This window comes from Streptomyces sp. CA-210063, assembly GCF_024612015.1.
In the GTDB taxonomy this organism is placed as follows: Bacteria; Actinomycetota; Actinomycetes; order Streptomycetales; family Streptomycetaceae; genus Streptomyces.
This window is the reverse complement of sequence record NZ_CP102512.1, coordinates 7,272,230-7,297,132: the sequence shown is the minus strand read 5'-3', so window position 1 is coordinate 7,297,132 and position 24,903 is coordinate 7,272,230. Positions and strand designations below refer to the sequence as shown.

Sequence of the window (24,903 nt, the reverse complement as noted above, 5' to 3'; positions counted from 1 at the left end):
GACCTGCTTGAACATTCATGCTTTTGGATACGTAGATCTCGTGTGGCATACCGACGCTTGACAGAGGATGGGGACAGCGGACGCACAGCCAGCCGTGAACACTTGGGAGTTCAGCCGACCCGGGGGGATCGCATGCCGCAGCACGACAGCCACGAGTGGACCGACTCGTTCCCATGGAGCCTCTCGTACCGCTGGGGCCACTCCGCGCTGACCGCCGACTTCGACCTGAGCGGCGACACCCCCCGGCTGCTGCGCGTCCGGCGCCCCGGTGAACCGGAACCGGGCCCCGAGGACGCCAAGAACGACGCCTCGCTGCCCCTGGTCGACCTGGTCCTGCTCGGCGACGGCACGGGCTGGGCGAGGCCGCGTTTCACCGGCACGGCGATCGGCGGCCGCCTGAGATACCGCGCGCACCACTCCACGTGCGGCGCCACCCACGGCTTGGGCGACGGCACGGGCTGGCACCGGCTGACCTTCGAACTCCACGATCCCGTGAGCGGGTTGACCGCCTTCGTCGAGTACGCCTCACCGGACGGCGTCCCCGTCCTGCGCTCCCGGGTCCGGCTGCGCAACGACGGCACCGAGACGGTCACCGTACGTTCCGTCGGCAGTCTGCTCCTCGGCGGACTCCCCTCCCCCGACGAGCTGTCGGTGTTCCGGGCGCGCAACGACTGGCTCGCGGAGTGCCGTTGGTACGCCGAGCCGCTGCGGGACTCCGTGCCCGACATCAACCACACGGTGCACGGGGGCACCGGACACGCGGCGGCACGCCTTGCCGGGCAGGGCAGTTGGCCCACCGACGGGCACCTCGCGATGGGCGCGCTCCTGCACCGTACGGACGCGCGCAGCTGGCTGTGGCAGATCGAGTCGGCGTCGAGCTGGGTCTGGGAGGCCGGCGCGTCGGCGGGCCGGACGTACCTCGCGCTCGGCGGCCCGACGCACGACACACACCAGTGGCGCGAAGTCCTCGCGCCGGGCGGGGAGTTCACGACCGAGTGGGCCGCCCTCGCCCTCGGCACCTGCTTCGACGGGGCCCTGGCCGCGCTGACCTCCTACCGCCGGGCCGTACGCCGCCCGCACCCGGACCACCACCAACTGCCGGTGATCTTCAACGACTACATGAACACCCTCATGGGCGACCCGACCACCGAGAAGCTGCTGCCGCTGATCGACACGGCGGCGGAGGCGGGCGCGGAGTACTTCTGCGTGGACGCGGGGTGGTACGACGACGGGGAGTACGGCGGGAGTGGTGGCGACGGGGAACACGTCGGGAGTCGTGACGACGGGGAACACGTCGGGAGCGGCGAGGTGGAGAACGTCGATTCGCCGGGAGGCTGGTGGGAGAGTGTCGGCGCCTGGCTGCCGTCGGCGCGGCGCTTCCCCGGTGGTGGGCCCGGTGGGGGCGTCGAGGGCATCCGGGTCGTGCTCGACCGGATCCGGGAGCGCGGGATGGTGCCGGGGCTGTGGCTGGAGCCGGAGGTCATCGGGGTGCGCAGCCCGCTCGCCGAGGAGCTGCCCGCCGAGGCCTTCCTCCGCCACGGGGACGGCACGCGGGTCACCGAACAGGGCCGCCACCAGCTCGACCTGACCCACCCGGCGGCCCGGGCCCACCTCGACGAGACGGTCGACCGCATCGTCGGCGAGTGGGGCGTCGGCTATCTGAAACTCGACTACAACATCACCACCTCGGCGCCGGGCCACCTCGCCCACTCCCGGGCCTGGCTGTCCTGGCTGTCCTCGGTCCTGGACCGCCACCCCGGCCTCGTCGTCGAGAACTGCGCCTCCGGCGGCATGCGCATGGACGGCGCCTCCCTGGCCGTGGCCCAGCTCCAGTCCACCTCCGACCAGCAGGACCCCCTGCGCTACCCACCCATCGCCGCGTCCGCCCCCACCGCCGTACCCCCGGAACAGGGCGCCGTATGGGCCTACCCGCAACCGACCTGCACGGATGCGGAGATCGCCTTCACCCTGGGCTCCGCGCTGCTGGGCCGCATCCATCTGTCCGGCCATCTGGACAGAATGACGCCTCATCAACTCGATCTGGTCCAGGACGCGTTGACGACCTACAAATCCATCCGCGCCGACCTGCGCACCGCCCTGCCCTTCTGGCCCCTCGGTCTTCCGGGTTGGACGGACGACTGGATCGCGCTGGGTCTGCGACCGCCGGTCGCGGGCACGGGTCCGGTGTACGTGACGGTGTGGCGCCGGGCCGGAGCCACCGAACGGTCCTTCGCGCTCCCGCACTTGGCGGATCAGCATGGCGCGGACGGGGGAAGTGTGCGGGTGGAGATCCTTCATCCGAGGGCGACGAAGGCGACTGCGGAGTGGGACGGCTCAGGGCTCCGAGTGAGCATGCCCGAAGCCCCCTCGGTCCTCTTGCTACGGCTCACAACAGCCGCGCCCTAAAGGGGCGCGGGGCTGAGTCGATATGCGGCTCCGCCGCGTGGGCGCGACCAGCCACAAACCACCCGCACCCGCCGGACGCACTCAGCCACCCGAACTCTTAGGCATCGTTTCTTTTGGTGTGATCGTTCGTTGAACCGTGCATGACGGATTTGGTTGAGCGTCTGGTACCGGACGAGTTGTGGGTGCTGTTTCGGCGGGTGGTGCCGCCAACGGAGGTGGTACGTCCGCAGGGTGGGGGCCGGCGGCGGGCCGGTGATCGCGAGACCCTGGCCGCGATCATCTTCGTGGCCACCTCGGGCTGTACCTGGCGGCAACTCCCACCGGTGTTCGGTCCGAGTTGGCAGACGGCCTACCGACGGTTCGCTCAGTGGGGCCGGGCCCGCGTCTGGGCAAGGCTCCACCGCGTCGTCCTCGACGAACTCGGCGCCCGCGGCGAGATCGACTGGTCGCGGTGCGCGATCGACTCCGTCAGCTTCCGGGCAGCAAAAGGGGGCCACTGACCGGACCGAATCCGACCGACCGCGGCAAGCTGGGATCGAAAATCCACCTGATCACGGACCGGAACGGACTCCCACTGTCGCTGGGCATCTCGGCTGCCAACATGCACGACAGCCAGGGCCTTCAGCCGCTCGTGCGTGGCATCCCGCCCATTCGTTCTCCCCGCGGACCCCGTCGCCGCCGCCCGGCGAAGCTGCACGCAGACAAGGGCTACGACTATGACCACCTGCGCCGATGGCTCCGCAAGCGAGGCATCCGCCACCGCATAGCCCGCAAAGGGATCGAGTCCTCACAGCGGCTCGGCCGCCACCGATGGGTTGTCGAGAGGACCGTTTCCTGGCTCGCCGGCTGCCGCCGGCTCCACCGCCGCTACGAGCGCAAGGCAGAACATTTCCTCGCCTTCGCCGGCATAGCCGCAGCCCTCATCTGTCACCGCCGACTCGTCCGTGTGGACGGGCATAACCAGTCAGCGTGAGGCTCCGACCCTGCTGACCCAGACACCGAAGGGCCTGATGTCCGGCTCGGTCTCGGTCTTCTCCGAGAGGCTCTGCGCGTCGTCCAGGCCCGACCAGGCGATGAAGCCCGGCTCGCTGTCGGCCAGAAATCCCTCGACGACCGGACCGAGGTCGTCGGAAGCCACATAGGTACCGCTGAACGGCAACGCATCCGGGGGCACAGAACCGGTCGAGCACCGGAGCTGTCCTGCCTGTTTGTCGTGCCACACGTAGAACGTCGCTACCCCAGAGAAGCCCAGATCGCGAATGCGTTCCCGGATGGCAACAGCAGTCCGCTCGAAGGCAGCCACCACCTCGGCGACGGACAACGAACTCCTGTCCTCGTCAGCCGCACCCAGCGACCAGGTGTTGGTCTCCCACTCCACCCGCCGGTCAGCCGGCTCCAGCACCAAAGGCTCGTCCGCCACCTCAGCGATCCACGTCAACAACACCACAGCAGTATCCCTGCACAGCTCGACCCGAGAACCACCAAAAGAAACGACGTCTTAGGCGCACGGCAGCCCCCGGTCGCGGCGCCCGCACCAGTCCCCACCCTCGATCCGCTTCCCCCGGCCCCGCAGCCCCGCGGCGACGGCCGGGGCGGCGACGTACACCCAGGCCCGCACGGCCGTGCCGTCGTCGAGCGTCGCCGCCCGTTCCACCCGCTCGTACAGGTTCGTGGGGTCGCCCGGCGTGTAGTCCTCCAACCGGTCGAGGTCACGCAGGAGTTCGTCGTAGGCCTCGGGCCGGGCGGTGACGAGTTCGCCGCTCACCGTGGCGCCGCGCCCACCGCCCCCGCCGGTCTCCTCCACGGCGTACGGGTACCCCGGGCCGTGGTACAGGACCAGGCCGCGCATCCGGGCGGGTTCCTCGGCGCGGGTGCGGCCGCGGAGGAAGAGGTCGTGGTTGTGCTCGCCGGGGCGGAGGGTGCCGTAGACGAAGAAGGGGAGCACCGTTCTCCTCTCCAACTGTTCGTCCGACTGTTCGGACGCGGCTGAGTGTGCCGTGCGCGGGCCTTTGCAGAAACGATTCTCACCCCTCACACATCCCACCACCGGCGCTCTGGACGCGCATCTGTCATGCCCACTTAAATCGTGCGACACCAGTGGTCAGTCCCCCACCCCCCACTCAGTCCCCCCACCCCACCGTCTCTGGGAGACAGATGAGCCGAATACGGCACCTCCGACGCCCGCACCTCGCCACCACCGGTACCGCCGTCGTGGCCGCCGCGCTGCTGGCGGCGACGCTCACCCCCACCGCCGGGGCCGCCGACAGACCGACCCGGAGCACGGCGATCGCCAACGCCGCCGACGTCCTGCGGGACCGCGCGGCGAGCCTGGGGCTCACCTCCGCCCAGGACACCACCGTACGAGACGTGATCGTGGACGCGGACGGCGCACAGCACGTCCGCTACGACCGGACGTACCGTCAACTGCCGGTACTGGGCGGCGACTTCGTCGTCCATCTCACTCCCGGCGGCGAGTACCGGAGCGCGAACCGGGCGACGATCCACGAGATCACCGTCCCCACCGTAACCCCCACCGTGAAGGCGCCCAAGGCCGCCGACATCGCCGCCGCCGCGCTGCGCGCCGCGAACGTCGGCGAGACGCTCCGCAAGCTGACGTCCAAGCCGCGGCTGGTCGTCGACGCCCTGCACGGCGCCCCGAAGCTGGCCTGGCAGACGGATGCGCTGGCGCAGGACGAGGCCGGCAACCCGGTCGCCCGTACGGTCGTCACCGACGCCGCCACCGGCAGGCAGATCGACGCCTGGGACGCGCTGGAGACGGCGACGGGCGACGGCCGGTCGCTCTACGGCGGCACGGTCCCGTTGGAGACGACGCTCTCCGGGGCGACGTACCAGCTCAAAGATCCCACGCGCGGCAACACGTACACCGGTGACGCCGCGAACCAGACCGACCTCTGCCTCCTCGGCATCTGCGTCCGTCGCGCCCCCGCGACGCTCTTCACGGACGCCGACAACCACTGGGGCACGGGCACGACCGCGGACCGCGCCACCGCGGCCGTCGACGCCCAGTACGGCACCGACACCACCTGGGACTACTACAAGAACGTCCACAGCCGGAACGGCATCGCGAACGACGGCCGGGGCTCGTACAACCGCGTCCACTACGGCAACGCCTACAACAACGCCTTCTGGGACGACAGTTGCTTCTGCATGACGTACGGCGACGGTGACGGGAACCTGCTCGGCCCGCTCGTCTCGCTGGACGTGGCCGGCCACGAGATGACCCACGGCGTCACCTCCGCGACGGCCGACCTGACGTACTCGGGTGAGCCCGGCGGCCTCAACGAGGCCACGTCCGACATCTTCGGCACGCTGGTCGAGTTCTACGCGGGCAACGCCTCCGACCCCGGTGACTGGCTCGTCGGCGAGAAGATCGTCCGCTCGGGCTTCGGCGAACCGGCGCTCAGGTTCATGGACCAGCCTTCGAAGGACGGCTCCTCGGCGGACTGCTGGAGCTCGTCGGTGGGGAACCTGGACGTCCACTACTCCTCCGGCGTCGCCAACCACTTCGCGTACCTCCTCGCCGAGGGCAGCGGCACGAAGACCATCGGCGGCGTGGAGCACTCCAGCACCACCTGCGACGGCTCGACGGTCACCGGCATCGGCAAGGACAAGCTGGGCGCGATCTGGTACCGGGCGCTGACGGTGTACATGACCTCGTCGACGAACTACGCGGCGGCGCGTACGGCGACGCTGAACGCGGCGCGGGATCTGTACGGGGCGGAGAGCACGGAGTACAGCGCGGTGGCGGCGGCGTGGAGTGCGGTGTCGGTGGGCTGACGGTTCGTCACCGCCTTGGGATGACGATCCGTCACCGCGTCGGCCTCCGGCCGTAATTCCGTGGCTGTGGGGGCGCGGTCGTGGCTACGCTCCACGGCTGTCCCCCGGCCACGGAATTCACGGAGACCCATGTCGTCCTTCCAAGGGAAGCTGCACGCCGACGAGTTCGACATCGACGAGGCGCTGGTCCGGCGGCTGATCGCCGCGCAGTTCCCCGAGTGGGCCGGGCTGCCGCTCGCCCCGGCGCCCGCCGCCGGGACGGACAACGTCATGTACCGCCTGGGGGACGACATGGTGGTACGACTCCCCCGGAAGCCCGACGGCGCCCACCAGGCCGACAGGGAACACCGCTGGCTGCCGCTGCTGGCCCCGCACCTGCCGCTCGCCGTACCGGAACCGCTCGGCAAGGGGCGGCCCGGTGAGGGGTACGGGCTGCCGTGGTCGGTGCTGCGCTGGCTGGACGGCGAGAACGCGTACGACGCGCCGGTCGCCGATCCCGGCTGCGCGGCCGAGGAGTTGGGCCGCTTCGTGGCGGCGCTGCGGAAGGTGGACGCGACCGGCGGGCCGGTGTCCTTCCGTGGCGGCCCGGTGAGTGCGAACGACGACGAGGTCCGGGACGCGATCCGTGGGCTGGGCGCGGACGGCTCGGTGGACGGGGCGCTCGCCACCGCCGTCTGGGAGGAGACCCTCCGCCTCCCCCAGTGGACCGGCGCCCCCGTCTGGGTCCACGCCGACCTCCTCCCCGGCAACCTCCTCACCACCGCCGGCCGGCTCACCGCCGTCATCGACTTCGGCGGCCTGGGCATCGGCGACCCCTCCTGCGACCTGCTGCCAGCCTGGACCCTCTTCACAGCCGAGACCCGCACCGCGTTCCGCGAGACCGCCGACGTCGACGACGCGACCTGGGCGCGGGGGCGGGGCTGGGCCCTGTGCTTCGGGATCGTCGCCGAGCACTACTACCGCGACAAGGGGCATGTGCTGGCGGAGGTGGGGCGGCGGGCTGTGGGGGAGGTGTTGGCGGAGTACGCGTAGGAGCGTGGCGTGGTCGTCCCCCATACGTGAGCGGGTCAGGAGGCTGGGAGCGGGAGGGCGTCCGTGTAGCCGTTGGACGGGCGGTCGACCTTCTCGACGGTGAGGGCGTCCAGGGCGGCCTGGGCGGAGTTCGTGCCGAGGGTGCCGGTGGGGTGCCAGGTGCCGGTGACGGTGACCCAGGTGTCGGCGGGCGGGGGTGGGGTGCCGTGGACGCGTACCTTCACGAACTGGGCGTCCGCGGCGCAGCAGGAGAAGATCGTGCGGGTCAGGTACCAGCTGCTCTCCCTCTCATCGCCCTCTTTGTCGGGCGTGACGAAGCCCGTCATCCGGACGGTGCGGCCGTCGATGGCGTGGTCGCGGTCCTGCTGCACCCGGCGGGTGAAGTCGGTGAGGGTCATCGGGAGCGGTGAGGTGGCCGGCAGGGGGTCGAAGTCGTCCTGTTCCGTGACCGTCACCGCCTTGGGGGCCTCGCGGGAGGCGGTGTACGCGCCGATGGCCGGTGGGGCGTAGAAGAGCAGGCTCAGGGCGGGCAGGAGCAGGAGCCAGGCGACTCGGGGTGGGGTGGAGTGGTCATGGCCGTGGGCGTCACCGTCAGCGTGGTCGTCGTCGTTCTCCTGCTCGACCGTCCCGCGTGGTCTCCGCAGGGACCATGCCTCCGCCGCGCCCAGCACGAGCAGCAGCAGGCCCGAGGCGATGAGGAAGGGGAACATGCCCTCCTTGACGTATCGGAGGTAGTGGTCGGTGAGGACGGTGGCGTGGAGCAGGCCGAGGCCGCTGAGGAGGAGCAGGAGCGCCTGTAGGGGTCGTTTCACAGGAGTACGGCTCCGATCAGGACGCTGCACAGGATCGCGACGACGACCGTCGCGGAGGAGAAGCGGAGGGCGAAGGCCCGGCCGAAGGTGCCCGTCTGGAGGGCGATCAGCTTCAGGTCGACCATCGGTCCGACCACCATGAACGTCAGCCGCGCGGTGGGCGAGAAGCCGGTGAGGGACGCGGCGACGAAGGCGTCGGCCTCGGAGCACACCGACAGGAGGATGGCGAGCGCGGCGAGGAACAGGACCGACAGCCAGGGCGAGTCGGCGAAGGTGTCGAGCACGGTGCGCGGGACGAGCACGTTGAAGGTGGCCGCGGCCATCGCGCCGACGACGAGGAAGCCGCCCGCGTGCAGGAAGTCGTGCTGGAAGCCGACCCGGAACTCGTGCCGGCGGCTCTGCCCGGGCCGGTGTCCCGTGTGCCGCGCGACCGGCTTGAGCCATTCCTCGCGCCCCAGCCAGAGCCACAGCCAGCCCATCGCCGCGGCGGTGACGAGCGAGGCGAGCAGCCGGGCCAGCACCATGGCGGGGCTGCCGGGGAAGGCGATGGCCGTGGCGGTCAGGACGATCGGGTTGATGGCGGGGGCGGAGAGGAGGAACGCGAAGGCCGCGGCCGGATTGACTCCCCGGCCTATCAGGCTGCTCGCGACCGGCACCGACGCGCACTCGCAGCCGGGCAGCACGACCCCGGCGGCACCGGCGACCGGCACGGCGAGCGCCGGCTTGCGGGGCAGCACCCGGGTGAACACCCGCGCCGGCACGAACGCGTTGATGGCACCCGAGAGCGCCGTACCGAGCAGCAGGAACGGCAGCGCCTGCACCGTGATGGAGAGACAGACGGTCCGCCACGCCTGCACGGCCGGCTCCTCCATCCACCGGCCCACGGCGAACAGCGCGAGGCCGGGGACGACGGCCGCGCCGAGGAGCAGCAGGGGCCAGTGACGGGGCCAGTTGTGGTCGTGGGTCTCGTCGGAGTCCTCGTCGGTGGGCTCACCTGTGGCCTCGTCCGTGGTCTCGTCGGTGGTCTCGTCGGTGGTCTCGCCTGTGGTCTCGCCTGTGGCCTCGCCCGTGGTCGCCGTGAGAACCACGACGGCCGGCTCAGGCCCCGCCTGCGCCGCCCCTTCGGCTGGTTCATCTGTCTTCTGCATGCCAACTCCGATTATCCGGATGATCGGATCGAACATAGCGGTCGATCCGGGCCGGGCGTTTCAGACGCCGCCCAGCAGGGAGGCGAGGCCGTCGTCGAGTGCCGGTTCCAGGTCCTCGCCGCCGAGCGCGACGACGGCGAACGAGCGGCGCAGGAAGCGGCGGAGCGCCGGGGTGTCGAAGCGGATCATGGCCATGCCGTGCGGCGAGTGGAGTTCGACCACCGTGTGGGCCGGGCCGCAGGGCCACAGGTGTACGTCGCCGATCCCGGCCGGGGTGGTCAGCCCCTCCGCCAGCAGGGCGCGGGCGAACGTCCACGTCACGCTCGCGCCGTCGGTGGAGGCGCCGGCCGGGAAGTCGATGTGCACGGCGAAGGGGTCGTCGGGGGTGTAGCGCAGGGTGGTGCGGACCGGGACCTCGTCGTAGTGGGGGGTGATCAGGCGGGCGTGGGCGCCTTGTTCGAGCGCGGGAGGTGTGGGCCGGGTGGGCTGTGCGGGGTGCATGGGCGGTCTCCAGTTCGAGCACTTCGGGTGCTTCGTTGTGCTTCGTTGTGCTTCGGGTGCGTGGTCGGCCGGTTGTGTCGACGTACCCTCTCGACCGCGCCAGGGGCCCATGCATTACGCCGTTTTCGAAGTTACGCACTGTGATGCGTGCCACTTTGTGTGATTGATTGAGATTTTTGTCATCTCGGCATACAAAATCAACTCGTCCCATCAGCAGGCGACTGGAGAGCGTCTCTGCCATGACCGACGGTCCCGCCACCATGCCCGCTGTTCCCGCTCAGGGATCCGCGCCCAGTTCCATGTCCGCTTCGGCGACGGCCGCGTACACCCGGATCTACGAGGAACAGCACCCGCGCCTCGTCGCGTACGCGCGCTCCCTCACCAGGAACGCCTGGACCGCCGAGGACCTCGTCTCCGAGGCGCACTTCCGTGTGTGGCGGCGGCTGTCCGCGGGGCACGAGATCGACAACGTGCCCGCGTATCTGATGACGACGGTGCGGCACCTCGCCGCCGCCGTCGGCAGCGCGGCGCGTGAGACGCCGCTGGATCCGACGGCTCCCGAGCGGGTCGAGGCCGGCGTCCACACGGACAGTGCCGCCGACCCGGCCGAACAGGTGTCCTCCGTCGATCTGTTGGTGCGGGTGCTGGGCCAGTTGCCCGAGCGGTGGGTGCGGGCGCTGTGGCTGGCCGAGGCGGAGGGCCAGCCGCTGGAGACGGTCGGGCAGCGCATCGGCGCCAAGCAGGGCGCGACCGCGGTGCTGCTGCACCGGGCGCGTGAGGGTATGCGCCAGGCCTTCCTGCGCGAGCAGCCCGGGGCGCCGGTCGATCCGGCGTGCCAGGTGCGTTGGGGGCGTATGCCGGCGTATGTGCGCGGTACGGCTACTCCGCGGCAGTCCGAGCAACTGCTCAGCCATGTGGACGCGTGCGACGACTGCCGGGCCCGGCTCGCGGTCCTGATGCGCACGAACGACCGGCTTCCCGCGCTCGTCGGTCCGGCCCTGCTGGTGTTCGTCGTCGGCGGGGGTGGGGGCAAGTTGCTGCTCTCCCTCACGGCGGGCTCCGCCGGTACGGGCGCCGCGCTGGGTGCGGCGGCGGGCGGGCACGGTGGTGGTCACCTGCTGCACGCGGTACGGCAGGCCGCGGTGGGTGGGGCGAAGGCTCCGACGGTGGCCGCCGTCAGCACGGCCGTCGCTGCCGCCGCCGTCGTGGCCGGCATCGTCCTCGGTCCCTTCGGCTCGGCCACGGTGCCGCCCCAGCGGGTGCCGGTCGCCGAGGCTCCGGCGCCGCATCGGCCCGAGGCCGCCATCCCCGGGGTCGGCGACCGGCGGAACGCCGTGACGGATGCCGCGGTCGCGTCCCGGGGGTCGGGTGCGGTCGGCAGTGAGGGTGTGTCCCCCGCGGACCGCGATGGCCGCGACACCGTGGTGATTCAGGCGTCGGACGACGACGAGGCCGTGGAGGAGCCGACGGTCGAGATCCCGGCGGGCGACGACACGACACCGGACGACGAGGCCGCGCCGGACGCCCCGACGGGGCCTGGCGCGGACGCGCCGACGGACGGCGGGGACGAGGGCGTGGGCGACGGGCCCGGGGACGGTGACACGGGCGGCGAGGGGAACAAGCCGGAGGGAGGTGCGCCTGAGCCGCCGGAGGCCGGGGCCCCGGATACACCGGGCACTCCGGAGAAGCCGGAGAAGCCCGGGGCGCCCGAAACTCCGGGCGGGCCCGGGGCGGATGTGCCGACTGGGGATACGCCGGGGGCTGAGGAGCCTGGGGCGGAGACGCCGGGTGCGGAAGAGCCGGGGGCGGAAGAGCCGGGGGCCGAGGAGCCGGGGGCCGAGACACCGGGCGTGGAAGAACCCGGTGCGGAAGAGCCGACGACCGAGACACCGGGCGTACAAGAACCCGGTCCGGAAGAGCCGGGCATCGAGGAGCCTGGGGCGGAAGAGCCTGGCACCGGGTACCCGGAGGGCGACGAGCCGGGGGCCGAAACGCCTGAGCGTGACGAACCAGGGGTGGAGAACCCGGGGACCGATGCTCCGGAGGCGGGGACGCCGGGTGCGGATGGCCCGGAAACCGAGGTGCCGGACTCCGAGACGCCGGACGCGGACGAACCGGAGACCGAGACACCGGACACGGACAACCCCGGGGGCGGTTGCTGAGTCCGAGAGAGGGCGCGGTCGGGGGTGCCATCTCGGTTCTCGCCCCCGCCGCCCCTACCCGTCCCATCCCCAGGGGCGCTGCCCCTTCGACCCCTGGGAGTTTCCTGGGGGCCGCCGCCCCCCCCAGACCCCACCGGGGAGGCGCGGCAGGTTCGTTGGCTGCCGGTGGGTGGGGGTCGCTCGCGCAGTTCCCCGCGCCCCTAAAAGACAAGATCAGCCGCCCCCAGACCCCACCGGGAGGCGCGGCAGGTTCCTTGGCTGCCGGCGCGTGGGGGTCGCTCGCGCAGTTCCCCGCCCCTGAAAGATAAAGATCAGCCACGACGGACCCGCACCCACCCACACACCTCAGTCACCCGAGTCCGTACGGGCGCCTCTCCTTCGCCTCCCGCAGCGCGCGTCCCCACCATGCCAGCTGGTCCAGCATCACCTGGGCCGCGGTGTTCGGGCCGGACGGGTCCTTCAGCCGGCCGGTGTCGTCGAACGAGCCGTGGGCGTTGTGGAAGGACACCGTGTCGCGGACGGTCATGGCGTGGAGCTCGGCGAACACCTGCCGGAGGTGTTCCGCCGCGCGGAGGCCGCCCGACAGGCCGCCGTAGGAGACGAGGGCGACGGGTTTGGCACGCCATTCGTGGAAGTGCCAGTCGATGAGGTTCTTCAGGGCCGCCGGGTAGGAGTGGTTGTACTCGGGCGTCAGGACGATGAACGCCTCCGCAGAGGCCAGCTTCGGGGTGATCTCGGACAGCCGTGCCGTGGCCTCCGGCGTCGGGGCGAAGGTCGTCGGCAGGTCGGCGTCCGCGACGTCCACGACGTCGACCTCGAGGTCGTCGTGCTCCCGCACCCGGCCCAGCAGCCATTCGGCGATCACCGGCCCGAAGCGGCCGGCCCGGTTGCTGCCGATGATCAGCGTCACCCGGACCGGGGTGGCGGAGGAGGGGGAAGAGGAAGCGTCAGGGGCCGTGGCCGACTCGCCGCGGGCGGCCGTATGGGTATCCGTAGCGGTCTTCATGGCGACCACCCTCGTACCTCGACTTCGCTTGAGGTCAAGCCGTCGTCGGGGGACGTCACGCCCCACCGCGATGCGAGGCCACCGCTCCACCCCCACCACACCCCCGGGTCACCCGTTCACACCCCCGGCGGCCCCCCATCGCGTCCTCTTCTCCGCCGCACCCCAACCCACCCGTTGACCTGCCCAAACACCTCCAGCTTCGCCCTCAGCCCCGACCCTCCTGACACCCATTCACATCATTTCTGACACACCATCAGGAAGCGCTCGGGGTGGTGTGCCACTTACCTCGGAAGAGCACGGAGGAGCACGGAGGACTCTCGGAGGAGGAAGCACGATGCGACGTATCGCCCGGCCGCTGACCGGAACCGCGCTCGCCGTCGCCGTCGCGGCCCTCGCCGCCGCGCCCGCGTACGGAGATGAGGGCACCGGGCGACTGGAACTGTCCCCCGCCGGTGTCGTCCCCGGCGACGAGGTCACCGTCCGTACGGCGGCCTGCGGCGCGGCCGGTACGGCGACGGGGGACGCCGGCGCGGTCGGAGCCGGTCTCTTCCCGCTCGCGCCCGACGGCGGGCGGTTCGAGGTGCCGCCGAGTGCGCAGCCGGGGACGTACGAGATCGTCGCGACCTGCACGTACGGTGGCCGACGGGTCACCGGCGACCTCGTGGTCACGCTCACCGGCACGCACACCGGGCAGCCGATGTATCCGAGGGGAAGCGTGAAGACGGGGGTCGGTGGCGCACTCGGTCCCGACCCCGTGCAGACCGCGGCGGGTGTGGCGGCTCTGGCCGTCGCCGCCGCGGGCGGTACCTGGCTCCTGCATCGCCGGGCGAGAGGCGACGGGATCTGACGGACACCCTCCGCCGTCCGTCCGCCGGTACCGCCGTCCCCCTCCCCTCCGGGCCCGACGCCCCTCGGCCCGGAGGGGAGGAACGACCAGCCGACTCCGAGGGGGGGTCCGGCCCCGAGAGGAGGTCCGTGTGCGCCGGTTCGCCAATGCCTGCATAGCGGGCGTCACCGTCGTCGCCCTCTGTTCCGGCGCGTGGTTGCTCCGCAGCGGGACCGCGTGGCACGCGCCGCCGCAGCCGTCGGCCGCGCAGGCCCACAGCAGCCCGGGGGCCGGGAAGCCCGCCGGGCGCCGCCCCGCCACGGCCACCACACCCGCGCTTCCCCCCTCCCCTCCCGACCGCGTGCGCATCCCCTCCATCCGCGTGGACGCCCCGCTCATGGGGCTCGGTCTCACCCCCACCGGCAGCCTCGACGTCCCGCCCGCCGAGAAGGAGAATCTCGCGGGCTGGTACGAGGCCGGCACCACCCCGGGTGAGCGGGGCACCGCGATCGTCGCCGGGCACGTGGACAACGCCGACGGTCCCGCCGTCTTCTACGACCTCGGCGCGCTGAAGCGGGGCGCCACCGTCGAGGTGGACCGGCGGGACGGCGGGATCGCGGTGTTCACCGTGTACGCGGTGGAGGTGTACGACGCGCGGGACTTCCCCGACGCGAAGGTGTACGGGGCGGCGCGACGGCCGGAGTTGCGGGTCATCACCTGTGGCGGGGGGTATTCGAGGTCGACCGGCTACCAGGGGAACGTGGTCGTCTTCGCCCACCTCACGGGCAGCCGCGCCGGATGATCACCGGCGGACTTCCTCCTCAGCCGTCCGCTGTCGCAGGCCCGGGACTCATGACCTCCGCTGTCGCAGGCCCGGGACTCATGACCTCCGCTGTCGCAGGCCCGGGACTTATCCCATCCACTGTCGCAGGCCCGGGACTTATCCCGTCCGCTGTCGCAGGCCAGGCGCTCACGCCACCCACTGCTCGTACCCCATCTTCGCCACCAGCGTGAACACCACCGTCAGCAGCACGACCCGGACGAAGCCGCTCCCCTTCTTGAGCGCGGTGTGTGCCCCGACGGTCCCGCCGACGAGGTTGAAGACCGCCATCAGGGCCGCCAGTTGCCAGTAGACCGTGCCTTTCCAGGCGAAGGTGGCGAGGGCGCCGGCGTTGGTGCAACAGTTGACGATCTTGGCGGTGGCGGAGGCGGTGACGAGGTCGAGGTGGAGGACGGCGGTGAGGGCCAGGACGAGGAAGGTGCCGGTGCCGGGGCCGACGAGGCCGTCGTAGAAGCCGATGCCCACGCCCGCGAGGCCGATCGCGGCGAGGACCCGGCGGGCGGAGACGGGGCCGGTGCCGGGGGCCGTGCCGAAGGAGGGGCGGAGGATCACGAAGGCGCCCACGGCGAGGAGGACGACCATGACCACCGGTTTCAGGACCTCGGTGCTCATTCCGGCGGCCACGAAGGCGCCGGCCGTGGACCCCGCGAGCGCCGCCAGGCCGATCCGTACGGCGATCTTCACGTCGACGGGGGTGCGGCGGGCGTAGGTCACCGCCGCGCCCGTGGTGCCGACGATCGCGACCGCCTTGTTGGTGCCGAGCGCGTACTGCGCGGCCGAGGCGCCGTTCGGCAGGCCCAGGAGGAGGGTGGGGAGCAGGAGGAGCCCGCCGCCGCCCACCACCGCGTCGATCCAGCCGGCCGCGAGGGCGGCGAGGCACAGGACAACGATCATGGTCAGCGATATGTCGGGCATGATCGCGACCCTATGCGGCGGGACAGGTGCACCGTCCATCGACCTGAGGATCTTCTGAGGTTCGGCGTCCCCGATGTCTCGCCGCGGACCCGCCGCTCCCCCGCCGATCCGCCCCGAATGTTTCACCGCCGCACCCGACCCGCCGCTCCGCGACGTGACCTACGGCACCGCGCCCCGGCGCGCCCTCCGCTCCCCGCGCCCTCCCCCGTCCTCCCGTATACGCCCGCACAGCCGCCGTATCGCCAGGTCAGCAGCGTGAACCCGGGTGTCCTCACACCCTGCCCCGCCCTCCCGGAAACCCCTCACACTCCCCTCGGGGCCACGGGGAGGGCAGCGTTCCCCGTGGGAAACAGACGTGATGCGGTCGGGTAACACCGGCACCGCACGCTCAAGGGCATGACCTCGAATGAGCGTGTGGTGGTGATCGGCTCCGGCCTCGCGGGCGTACGTCTCGCCCGGCGGCTCGGAGAGCTCGGCATGCCCGCCACGCTGGTGGGCGAGGAGGAGCACACACCGTACAACCGGGTACTGCTCGCCGAAGTCCTGGCCGGGCGGTACGCGCCCGAGGTCATCGCACTGCCCGCCCCCGCCGAACTGACGCGCGGCCGGGTGGTCCGTATCGACCGCGAGATGCGAGCCGTACATCTCGCGGACGGTACGGAGATCGCATACGACAAGCTGGTCCTGGCGACCGGCTCCAACCCGGTGCTGCCGCCGCTGCGCGGCCTCTGGGACCCGGAGCGGCACGAGTTCCCCGACGGGGTGCACGCGTTCCGGACCATGGACGACTGTCTGGGTCTGTCGAAGGCCGTGCGGCCGGGTGTGCGGGCCGTCGTCATCGGCGGTGGACTCCTCGGGGTCTCCGCCGCCCGCGCGCTCGCCCTGCGCGGCGCCCAGGTCGTCCTCGCCCAGCAGGGCGAGCGGCTGATGGAGCGTCAGCTCGACCCGTCCGCCTCGAAGTTGGTCCGTCGGCACCTCGTCGACCTGGGCGTCGAGGTGCACACGGAGACGCGCGTACGTGCCGTGCGCAGCGTCGGCGGGACCGTGCGGTCGGTGGCGATGGCCGACGGGTACGCGCTCGACGCGGACCTGGTCGTCATCGCCTGCGGGGTCCACCCGCGTGTCGGTCTCGCCCAGGACGCGGGGCTCGCGGTGCACAAGGGCGTCATCGTCGACGAGGAGCTGCGCACCTCCGACCCGCACATCCACGCGATCGGCGACTGCGTCCAGTTCGAGGGCACGGTGTACGGGCTCGCCACTCCGGCGCTCGAACAGGCCGACGTACTCGCCGAGTTGCTGGCCGGGAACATGGCCTCCCGCTACACCGGCACCCGTGCCCTGACCCGCCTGACGCTCGCAGGGGCGGACTTCCTCGACCTCGCCGCGTTCGGCGAGACCGAGCCCCGGCCCGGTGACGACGTCATCCAGCTCGCCGACGCCACCCGCGGCACCTACCGCAAGGTCGTCGTCCGCGACGACCGCCTGGTCGGCGGGGTGCTCGTCGGCGAACTCGGCACCGTGGGCACGCTCGCCCGCGCCTGGGAGGGAGCAGAGCCGCTCCCCACGAACGGCGCTCCTCTGCTCCACCTGCTCACCAACGATGGAGGCTCCTGAATGACCGCCACCCTGGGGGCCACCCCCACGATCGTGCTCGTCGGCCACGGCATGGTCGGCCAGCGCTTCCTCGAAGCGCTCGCCGAGCGCGGCCTGACCGCCACGCACCGCGTGGTCGTGCTGTGCGAGGAGCCTCGCCCGGCGTACGACCGAGTGGCGCTCACCTCGTACTTCGCGGGCAAGACGCCCGAGGACCTGTCGATGACCGACATGGAGTTCATCGAGACGCACGGCATCGAACTGTTCGTCGGCGACCCGGCGGAGACGATCGACCGCGAGGCCAAGAAGGTCACCGCGCGCTCCGGCCAGGTCTTCGAGTACGACGTCCTCGTCCTCGCCACCGGCTCGTACCCCTTCGTGCCGCCGGTCCCGAACAAGGACGCCGCGGGCTGCTTCGTCTACCGCACGATCGAGGACCTGCTCGCGATCGAGGAGTACGCGAAGAAGGTCGACGTCGGTGCCGTGGTCGGCGGCGGGCTGCTCGGGCTCGAGGCGGCCGGTGCGCTGAAGGGCCTCGGACTCACCTCGCACATCGTGGAGTTCGCGCCTCGGCTGATGCCCGTGCAGGTCGACGACGGCGGCGGCGCCGCGCTGCTGCGCACCATCGAGGACATGGGCCTGTCCGTCCACACGGGTGTGGGCACGCAGGAGATCGTCGTCGGCGAGGACGGCGCGGTCACCGGCATGAAGCTGTCCGACGGCTCCGAACTCGCCACCGGCATGGTGGTGTTCTCCGCCGGTGTCCGCCCCCGCGACCAGCTGGCCCGCGACTGCGGTCTGACGGTCGGCGAGCGCGGCGGCATCAGCGTCGACGAGCAGTGCCGGACCGTCAACGACCCGCATGTCTTCGCGATCGGGGAGTGCGCGCTGGCCTCCGACGGCCGGGTGTACGGCCTGGTGGCCCCGGGTTACGAGCAGGCCGAGACGGCCGCCGCGACGATCGCCACCGACGAGGCCTCGTTCACGGGCGCCGACATGTCCACCAAGCTGAAGCTGCTCGGCGTCGACGTCGCCTCCTTCGGTGACGCGCACGGCGCGACCGCCGACTGCCTGGACGTCGTGTACTCCGACTCCCGCTCGGGCGTCTACAAGAAGCTGGTCATCGGCCGCGACGGCGAACTGCTCGGCGGCATCCTGGTCGGCGACGCGGAGGCGTACGGCACGCTGCGGGCCTTCACCGGCTCCGTCCCGCCCGTCTCCCCCGAGTCCCTGGTGCTCCCTGCGGGCTCCGGCGGCGGCGCGCAGCTCGGCCCGTCCGCGCTGCCGGACGACGCGATCATCTGCTCCTGCCACAACGTGTCCAAGGGCGCGATCCGCGGCGCGGTCACCGACCACCAGTGCACCACCGTGCCCGAGGTCAAGAAGTGCACCAAGGCCGGCACGGGCTGCGGCTCCTGCGTCAAGGTCCTCGGCCAGCTCGTCACCGCCGAGCTGGAAGCCAGCGGTGTGGTCGTCGACAAGGGCCTGTGCGGCTGCTTCGGGCAGACCCGCGAGGAGCTGTACGAGATCGTCCTCGCCCTGCGCATCAACACGTACCAGGACCTGCTGGACCGTTACGGCCGCGACGGGGCCAAGGGCGGCGACGGCTGCGAGATCTGCAAGCCGGCGGTCGCCTCGATCATCGCCTCCCTCGCCCCGACCATCGGCGCGAGCGGCTACGTCCTCGAGGGCGAGCAGGCGGCCCTGCAGGACAGCAACGACCACTTCCTGGCCAACCTCCAGAAGAACGGCTCGTACTCCGTCGTCCCGCGCATCCCCGGCGGTGAGATCACCCCCGAGGGCCTGATCGTGATCGGTGAGATCGCCCGCGACTTCGGTCTCTACACGAAGATCACGGGTGGCCAGCGGATCGACATGTTCGGCGCGCGGGTCGAGCAACTGCCGCTGATCTGGGCCCGGTTGGTGGACGCCGGCTTCGAGTCCGGCCACGCCTACGGCAAGTCCCTCCGTACCGTGAAGTCCTGTGTCGGCCAGACCTGGTGCCGCTACGGCGTCCAGGACTCGGTCCGCATGGCGATCGACCTGGAGCTGCGCTACCGGGGCCTGCGCTCGCCGCACAAGCTGAAGTCGGCGGTCTCCGGGTGCGCCCGCGAGTGCGCCGAGGCCCAGTCGAAGGACTTCGGCATCATCGCCACGTCGAACGGCTGGAACCTGTACGTGGGTGGCAACGGCGGCGCGACTCCGCGCCACGCGGACCTCCTGGCCCAGGACCTCGACGACGCCGAACTGATCAAGCTGATCGACCGGTTCCTGATGTTCTACATCCGCACCGCGGACCGCCTGGAGCGCACCTCGACCTGGCTGGAGCGCATCCCCGGTGGCCTGGACCACATCCGGGACGTGGTCGTGGAGGACTCCCTCGGCATCTGCGAGGAGCTGGAGTCCCTGATGACGGCGCACGTCTCGAACTACGCCGACGAGTGGGCGTCGACCATCAACGACCCCGAGAAGCTCGCCCGGTTCGTGTCCTTCGTCAACGCCCCGGACACCCCGGACCCGGTCGTCGGCTTCGTCCCCGAGCGCGACCAGATCAAGCCCGACCTGCCGCTGCTGTCCATCGGCCTGCGGCCCGCCGATGTCCTGGAAGGAAGCGCCCAGCGATGACCCTCGCTCCCGAGAAGACCGATGTGAAGGTCCAGCTGCGGCTGGCGGACGGCTGGTTCACGGTCTGCGACCTGACCCTGCTGATCCCGGGCCGCGGCGTGGCCGCCCTGCTCCCCGACGGCAACCAGGCCGCGCTCTTCATGGACCGCGCGGGCAAGCTGTACGCCATCGACAACCGCGACCCCTTCGGCGGCGCCGCCGTCCTCTCCCGCGGGCTCACCGGCACCCACCAGGGCCGCCCGTTCGTCGCCTCCCCGCTCCTGAAGCAGCGCTTCGACCTGGAGAGCGGGCAGTGCCTGGACGACGAGACGGTGCGGATCGCGGCGTACGAGGTGCGGGCCGCGTAATCCTGGGCAGTCCCTTTCGGCGGGCCCCGGCCTCAGTCGCCGTACCTCTGCACCTCGTCGTAGGACGGGGTGTACGGGTCCGTCGGTCGGCCGTCACGGACGGCGGTCGCGGTGGTGACGGTCGCGGCCAGGGCGGCGCGGTAGAGGAGTGAGCCGAGACTGACCCGGCGCACGCCCAGTGCGGCCAGTTCGGCGAGGGTGGGGCCGGTAGGGGTGTACAGGATGTTCAGCGGTACGACGAGGCTGGCCGTGAGTGCGGCGATCCCGTCCGGGTCCGACAGCCCCGGCACGAACACCCCGTCCGCGCCCGCCTGTTCGTAGCTCGCGAGGCGCGTCGCGGTGTCCTCCTGCTCGCGGTCCAGCCAGTGGGTGTCGGTGCGGGCGTTCACGAACAGCCCGGGCGCCGCGGCCTTGACGGCGGCGATCTTCGCGGCGTGCGCCTCCACCGGGGCGAGCGTGCCGTCGGGGCGGCCGTCTTCCAGGTTGATCCCGGCCGCGCCCGCCTCGTACAACTCCCGGGCCAGCGCGGCCACTTCCGCCGGGTCGTCGCTGAAGCCGCCTTCCGCGTCGACGGTGAGGAGGAACGAGCCCTGTCCCAGTCGGCGGGCCAGCGCCACGGTCGCGTCGAGGGTGGCGGCGGCCCCGTCCGGCAGTCCGGCGCCGGCGGCGACGCCCAGGCTGGTGGTGCCGACGGCCTCGAAGCCGTGCGCCACGAGTGCGGCGGCGGAGGCGTGGTCCCAGGCGTTGGGCAGCAGCAGTGGGGCCGGCCGGTGGTGCAGGCGGGCGAAGGGGGTCAGGGGGCGCCGGAGCAGTCCGTCGGCCGGCGCGAGGGCGTGGCGACGGCCGGGGCGGACTCGGGGCGGGGCACCGAAGGTCGGCGTGTGCGTCATGGTCCGATGCTGGGGCCGGAACAGTTCGGCGCCGCCCGAACCGTCCCCGCGGCATCATGGCCGTATGTCCCCGCTCGCCGAGACCGCCGGTCTGCTCGCCGACCGCACCAGGGCCGCCTTCTGTCTGGCCCTGCTCGACGGCCGTGCCTGGACCGCGGGCGAACTCGCCCGGCACGCCGGGGTACGGGCGTCCACCGCCAGCGAACAGCTCACCCGTCTCGTCGAGGGCGGGCTGCTCGCCGAGGAGCGCCAGGGCCGACACCGCTACGTCCGGCTCGCCGGCCCCGACGCGGCAGCCCTGATCGAAGCCCTCGCCTCGTACGCCCCGGACGGCACCCGCCCACGGAACCTGAGCCAGTCGGTACGGCTCGACGCCGAGGCCAGGGCCCGTACCTGCTACGACCACCTCGCGGGCCGACTCGGCGTGGCCCTCGCCGACGCGATGATCACCCGTGGCCTGGTCGCCGACGACTCGGGCCTCGCCGTCACCCCGGCGGGCCGGACCTGGCTCGCCGACACCCTGAACCACCGGCACCCCGAGGGCACCCGCCGCCCCTTGGTACGAAGCTGCCTGGACTGGACCGAACGCCGGCCTCACCTGGCCGGAGCCCTGGGAGCCGCCCTGTGCGCCACCGCCCTGGAGAGACAGTGGGTACGCCGCGTCGGCTCCGGACGCGCGGTGAAGGTGACCCCGGCGGGGAGCGAGGCGTTCGGGGAGCTGCTGGGCATGAGGATCGCGTAGAGCAGCCGTACGCGTCAGGCCTTCAGCTCGTCGTACGTGACCCCGGTGAGTTGCTCGGAGGCGGACCAAAGGCGTTCGCCCGCTTGGTCGTTGAGGGTCCAGGGCGCTCGTTTCGACGGTCCCGGCGTGCCGCGCCACATGACGAAGGACGGGCCGATGAACGCATCCGGTCCGACGTCCGGCGCGGTCGCCGCGTACAGCGTGGGCAGGGCGCCCGCCTCGGCGGACTGGGCGAAGAAGCGGTTGCCGATGCGCATGAAGCGTTCGACGCCCTTGCGGCCCTCGGCGCTGGGCCCGGCCGTCTGGAGGTTGGTCGCCGCGTAGCCGGGGTGCGCGGCCGCGGCGACGACGTCCGAGCCATGGGTCGCGAGCCTTCGGGCCAGCTCGTGGGTGAAGAGCAGGTTGGCGGTCTTGGAGCGGCCGTAGGCGAGCCAACGCCCGTAGTTCCGCTCGCTGTTGAGGTCGCCGATGTCGATGTTCGCCCTCATGTGCATGCTGCTGGAGACGGTCACGACGCGCGCGCCGGGCGCGGCGAGCAGCATCGGCAGCAGCAGGCCGGTGAGGGCGAAGTGGCCGAGATGGTTGGTCCCGAACTGTGTCTCGAAGCCGTCGGCCGTCCGTGACTGCGCCACGGCCATCACACCGGCGTTGTTGACGAGCAGATCCAGCCGGTCGTTCGCGCTCCCGTAAGCCTCCGCGAACTCCCGCACAGAGCCCAGGTCCCCGAGGTCGAGCCGCATCAGCTCGACGCTCCCCTCCGGCACTTCGGAACTCATCCGCTCCAGCGCCGCCGCACCCCGCCCCTCACTGCGACAGGCGAGGACGACGTGTGCGCCACGACGGGCGAGCTCCCGGGCGGCGACGTATCCGATACCGCTGTTGGCACCCGTCACCACAGCGGTACGGCCACTCTGCTCGGGGATGTCACGCACGTTCCAGCCGGTCATGACGCCACCCTCTCGAAGCTCCGAAGCCCGCTCTCAGCGTAGTCCCCCCGAGGGGTTTGTGGCAGGTGGGTCAGCTGCGGGTGAGTGGGGGTTGCTCGCGCAGTTCCCCGCGCCCCTTGACGGCATGGGTCGCGCCCGGTGCTTTCAGGGGCGCGGGGAACTGCGCGATCAACCACAACGAACCCGCACCCGCCAACACACAGAACCCCCCGAGCTATAAGGCGCTCAAGGGGGTGGAAGGGGCACAGCCCCTGGGGATGGGACGGGTAGGGGCGGCGGGGGCGAGAAAACACCCGCCCCCACCCTGCCGACTACTCCGCCCAGTCACGCCCCCGCCTCAACAACGGCGGCCGCGACTCGGGCACCCCAGGCATGGGCCGAGTATCGAGGTAGAACCACTCGGCGGTGGGCCCGGGCCCTGCCCCGGAAGGCATCTGTCCGGTGCCCCCCACCGCCGCCGTACCGACGGTCGCGTAGTCCCACACGTCCGCCGGATCCAACTCCACATCCGGCACCGGCCCCGGCCCCGGCACGGAAACCGCCGGCTCCTCGTCGAGCCCCACCGGCCTCGCCCCCGCAGGCACCCTCGTCCCGGTGTCCGTAAGGTCCGGCATCAACAGCTCCACCCGCAACCCGGCCCCCCGCTGCTGCGCCACGAACTCCTCGACCTGACTACGGCAGGCATGGTCGAGATGGGTCACCCCGAGCAGATCGAGCCGGATGCGCGGCTTGCCGGAGGCGGCCGCGCCCTCCAGCGCGTCGATCAGCTTCGGCAGCCGCAGGAACGTCGCGTTGCCCGCCATCACGACCTTCGCCGTGTCGTCCTCGATGTGCTGCCGGATGACGGTCTGCGACATCCGCAGCGCGGCCAGCACCACACCCGCGGCCAACCCGAACAGCACCCCTTCGAGCAGCGCGGTCGCCGTGATGACGAGCGTCGTCAGCGTCATGACCGCGAACTCGCCCCGGTCCTGCCGCCACATCTTCGGGAACTCCTCCGGCGCGAACAGCTTCCACCCGCTGTGCACGAGGACACCCGCGAGCACCGAGATCGGGATCAGCGCCAGCACCTGCGGCAGCAGCAGCGCGAAGGCGAGCAGCCAAAGGCCGTGCAGCGTACGGGAGATACGGGTCTTGGCCCCGGCCTGGACGTTCGCCGAGCTGCGCGCGACGACCGCCGTGACGGGCAGCGCGCCGAGGACGCCGGCGATCGTGTTCCCCGCGCCCTGGGCGATGAGCTCGGTGTTGTAGCGGGTGCGCGGCCCGTTGTGCATCCGGTCCACGGCCGCGGCCGTGAACAGGCTCTCCGCCGAGGCGATGACGGTGAAGGTGAGGATCGCCGTGATGATGCCCGCGTCGGCCAGTCCGGCCAGTTGCCCCGGCCCCGGCACGTCCACGGACGCCAGCAGATTGCCGACCTGGAGCGTCTTCACCTCGACGCCCGGCAAGGAGGCGACCGCGATACCGATCCCGACGGCCACGAGCGCGGCCGGGACCTTCTTGACCGGCCCCGGCGCCTTCTTCCACAGGAAGCTCAGCACGATCGTGACGACCCCGAGCCCGGCGGCGATCAGCGCCTGCGGGTTGCTCACAGTGTCGACGATCAGTCCGGGAACGCCCGCCATGTTGTCCAAGGGGGTGCCCGGCGCCTTGGAGTCGGACATCGGGTACAGCTGGCTGAACATCAGCGGCAGTCCGATGCCCGCGAGCATGCCCTGGACGACCGCGAGGGAGATCGCCTGGAACATCCGGCCCAGCTTCACCAGGCCCAGCACGATCTGGAGGATGCCGGAGAACAGCACGATCACACCGAGCATCGCGACGCCGAACTCCAGGACCGTCTCCGCGACGAGCGCGGCCAGCCCGGCCGCCGGCCCGCTGACCTGGAGCGTGCTGCCGCGCACCGCGCCGACCACCAGACCGCCGATCACCCCGGAGATGATGCCCAGCTCGGCCGGCACCCCCGAGGCCACGGCCACACCGATACAGAGGGGCAGCGCGACGAGGAAGACGACGAGGGAGGCGGTGATCTCGGTGGCGAAGTCGATACGGCCGCGGGCGCCTGGTTGCTTGGAGCCGTTGGAGCCGTTGGAGCCGCTTGAGCCACCGGAGCCGTCCCGCCCCGATGAGCCGCCCTTGTACCCAGTCCCGTTGGCGGCGTGACCGCGCGCTTCGGGGGCGTGGCCGGGCATGTCGGGGGCGTGGCCAGGCATGTCGGGGGGATGGCCAGGAATGTCGGGGGGATGGCCAGGAATGTCGGGGGGATGGCCGGGCATCCCAGCCGTGCCGGTCGCACCGAACTGGCCGTTCCT

Annotated in this window: 20 protein-coding genes and 1 pseudogene; 11 read left to right on the top strand and 10 right to left on the bottom strand. The window is 71.7% G+C overall.

Features of this window, described 5'->3' with window-relative positions:
• Positions 1-132 precede the first annotated feature (132 nt).
• Positions 133-2,406: an alpha-galactosidase gene (locus tag JIX56_RS31890; RefSeq protein WP_257545641.1), complete on the top strand. Its 2,274-nt coding sequence runs from the start codon at positions 133-135 to the stop codon at positions 2,404-2,406.
• Positions 2,407-2,546: 140 nt separating this feature from the next.
• Positions 2,547-3,379 (top strand): IS5 family transposase gene (locus JIX56_RS31885; protein ID WP_443031721.1). Its coding sequence is split into 2 segments (ribosomal slippage): positions 2,547-2,904 and positions 2,904-3,379, totalling 834 coding nucleotides; the frame shifts between segments, so codons are not numbered across the junction.
• Here the strand turns inward: JIX56_RS31885 and JIX56_RS31880 are convergent.
• Together JIX56_RS31880 and JIX56_RS31875 are read right to left on the bottom strand one after the other, a co-directional pair.
• On the bottom strand, positions 3,371-3,853 hold the full coding sequence (locus tag JIX56_RS31880; protein ID WP_257536777.1) for a hypothetical protein: 483 nt from the start codon (positions 3,851-3,853) through the stop codon (positions 3,371-3,373). The genes JIX56_RS31885 and JIX56_RS31880 overlap by 9 nt on opposite strands.
• 51 nt (positions 3,854-3,904) lie before the next feature.
• Positions 3,905-4,351 carry a gamma-glutamylcyclotransferase family protein gene (locus JIX56_RS31875; protein ID WP_257545639.1) on the bottom strand — a complete coding sequence of 149 codons (447 nt, stop codon included), beginning with the start codon at positions 4,349-4,351 and terminating at the stop codon, positions 3,905-3,907.
• A 209-nt stretch (positions 4,352-4,560) separates the two neighbouring features.
• Between JIX56_RS31875 and JIX56_RS31870 the strand changes: the two genes are divergently transcribed.
• Positions 4,561-6,204: a M4 family metallopeptidase gene (locus JIX56_RS31870; protein ID WP_257545637.1), complete on the top strand. Its 1,644-nt coding sequence runs from the start codon at positions 4,561-4,563 to the stop codon at positions 6,202-6,204.
• 129 nt (positions 6,205-6,333) lie between these two features.
• Entirely contained in the window at positions 6,334-7,236 is a 903-nt protein-coding gene (locus tag JIX56_RS31865) for an aminoglycoside phosphotransferase family protein (protein ID WP_257545635.1), read from the top strand.
• Between the two features lie 35 nt (positions 7,237-7,271).
• Here the strand turns inward: JIX56_RS31865 and JIX56_RS31860 are convergent, their stop codons facing one another.
• The 3 genes from JIX56_RS31860 to JIX56_RS31850 are packed head-to-tail and all read right to left on the bottom strand — an operon-like array spanning position 7,272 to position 9,697.
• Positions 7,272-8,048, bottom strand: a complete 777-nt coding sequence (locus JIX56_RS31860; RefSeq protein ID WP_257545633.1) for a TIGR03943 family putative permease subunit — start codon at positions 8,046-8,048, stop codon at positions 7,272-7,274.
• Positions 8,045-9,196 (bottom strand): permease, encoded by a 1,152-nt coding sequence (locus tag JIX56_RS31855; protein WP_443031922.1) that lies wholly within the window; start codon positions 9,194-9,196, stop codon positions 8,045-8,047. The genes JIX56_RS31860 and JIX56_RS31855 overlap by 4 nt, the downstream gene beginning before the upstream one ends.
• Positions 9,197-9,256: 60 nt before the next feature.
• The gene (locus JIX56_RS31850; protein WP_257545630.1) at positions 9,257-9,697 is read right to left on the bottom strand and encodes an SsgA family sporulation/cell division regulator; all 441 of its coding nucleotides are present in this window, start codon (positions 9,695-9,697) and stop codon (positions 9,257-9,259) included.
• A gap of 239 nt (positions 9,698-9,936) precedes the next feature.
• On the opposite strand from JIX56_RS31850, the gene JIX56_RS31845 reads away from it, so the two are divergent.
• Positions 9,937-11,859, top strand: a complete 1,923-nt coding sequence (locus tag JIX56_RS31845) for a sigma-70 family RNA polymerase sigma factor (RefSeq protein WP_257545628.1) — start codon at positions 9,937-9,939, stop codon at positions 11,857-11,859.
• 349 nt (positions 11,860-12,208) lie between these two features.
• On the opposite strand, the gene JIX56_RS31840 is transcribed toward JIX56_RS31845, so the two are convergent.
• Positions 12,209-12,865 carry an NADPH-dependent FMN reductase gene (locus tag JIX56_RS31840; RefSeq protein WP_257545627.1) on the bottom strand — a complete coding sequence of 219 codons (657 nt, stop codon included), beginning with the start codon at positions 12,863-12,865 and terminating at the stop codon, positions 12,209-12,211.
• Positions 12,866-13,199: 334 nt separating this feature from the next.
• Here JIX56_RS31840 and JIX56_RS31835 point away from each other — a divergent pair, with 334 nt between their 5' ends.
• A complete protein-coding gene (locus tag JIX56_RS31835; RefSeq protein WP_257545626.1) occupies positions 13,200-13,712 on the top strand; it encodes a hypothetical protein in 513 nt (170 codons plus the stop codon).
• Positions 13,713-13,842: 130 nt separating this feature from the next.
• Positions 13,843-14,493, top strand: coding sequence for a class F sortase (locus JIX56_RS31830; RefSeq protein WP_257545624.1), 651 nt, complete (start codon positions 13,843-13,845; stop codon positions 14,491-14,493).
• A 168-nt stretch (positions 14,494-14,661) separates the two neighbouring features.
• Here the strand turns inward: JIX56_RS31830 and JIX56_RS31825 are convergent, their stop codons facing one another.
• On the bottom strand, positions 14,662-15,447 hold the full coding sequence (locus JIX56_RS31825) for a sulfite exporter TauE/SafE family protein (RefSeq protein WP_257545622.1): 786 nt from the start codon (positions 15,445-15,447) through the stop codon (positions 14,662-14,664).
• A 396-nt stretch (positions 15,448-15,843) separates the two neighbouring features.
• Between JIX56_RS31825 and JIX56_RS31820 the strand changes: the two genes are divergently transcribed.
• The 3 genes from JIX56_RS31820 to nirD are packed head-to-tail and all read left to right on the top strand — an operon-like array spanning position 15,844 to position 20,012.
• On the top strand, positions 15,844-17,061 hold the full coding sequence (locus JIX56_RS31820; protein ID WP_257545620.1) for an NAD(P)/FAD-dependent oxidoreductase: 1,218 nt from the start codon (positions 15,844-15,846) through the stop codon (positions 17,059-17,061).
• Entirely contained in the window at positions 17,062-19,665 is a 2,604-nt protein-coding gene (nirB, locus tag JIX56_RS31815; RefSeq protein WP_257545618.1) for a nitrite reductase large subunit NirB, read from the top strand.
• Positions 19,662-20,012 carry a nitrite reductase small subunit NirD gene (gene nirD, locus JIX56_RS31810; protein WP_257545616.1) on the top strand — a complete coding sequence of 117 codons (351 nt, stop codon included), beginning with the start codon at positions 19,662-19,664 and terminating at the stop codon, positions 20,010-20,012. The genes nirB and nirD overlap by 4 nt, the downstream gene beginning before the upstream one ends.
• Before the next feature lie 47 nt (positions 20,013-20,059).
• On the opposite strand, the pseudogene JIX56_RS31805 reads toward nirD, so the two are convergent.
• Positions 20,060-20,887, bottom strand: a pseudogene (locus tag JIX56_RS31805) (isocitrate lyase/PEP mutase family protein); the annotation flags it as partial.
• Positions 20,888-20,966: 79 nt separating this feature from the next.
• Here JIX56_RS31805 and JIX56_RS31800 point away from each other — a divergent pair.
• Positions 20,967-21,644 (top strand): ArsR/SmtB family transcription factor, encoded by a 678-nt coding sequence (locus JIX56_RS31800; RefSeq protein ID WP_257545613.1) that lies wholly within the window; start codon positions 20,967-20,969, stop codon positions 21,642-21,644.
• Between the two features lie 14 nt (positions 21,645-21,658).
• Here JIX56_RS31800 and JIX56_RS31795 read toward each other — a convergent pair whose 3' ends face one another.
• Positions 21,659-22,591: an oxidoreductase gene (locus JIX56_RS31795; protein ID WP_257545611.1), complete on the bottom strand. Its 933-nt coding sequence runs from the start codon at positions 22,589-22,591 to the stop codon at positions 21,659-21,661.
• Positions 22,592-22,902: 311 nt separating this feature from the next.
• Complete coding sequence (locus tag JIX56_RS31790) at positions 22,903-24,804, bottom strand: SulP family inorganic anion transporter (protein ID WP_257545609.1); 1,902 nt, start codon at positions 24,802-24,804, stop codon at positions 22,903-22,905.
• Positions 24,805-24,903 lie beyond the last annotated feature (99 nt).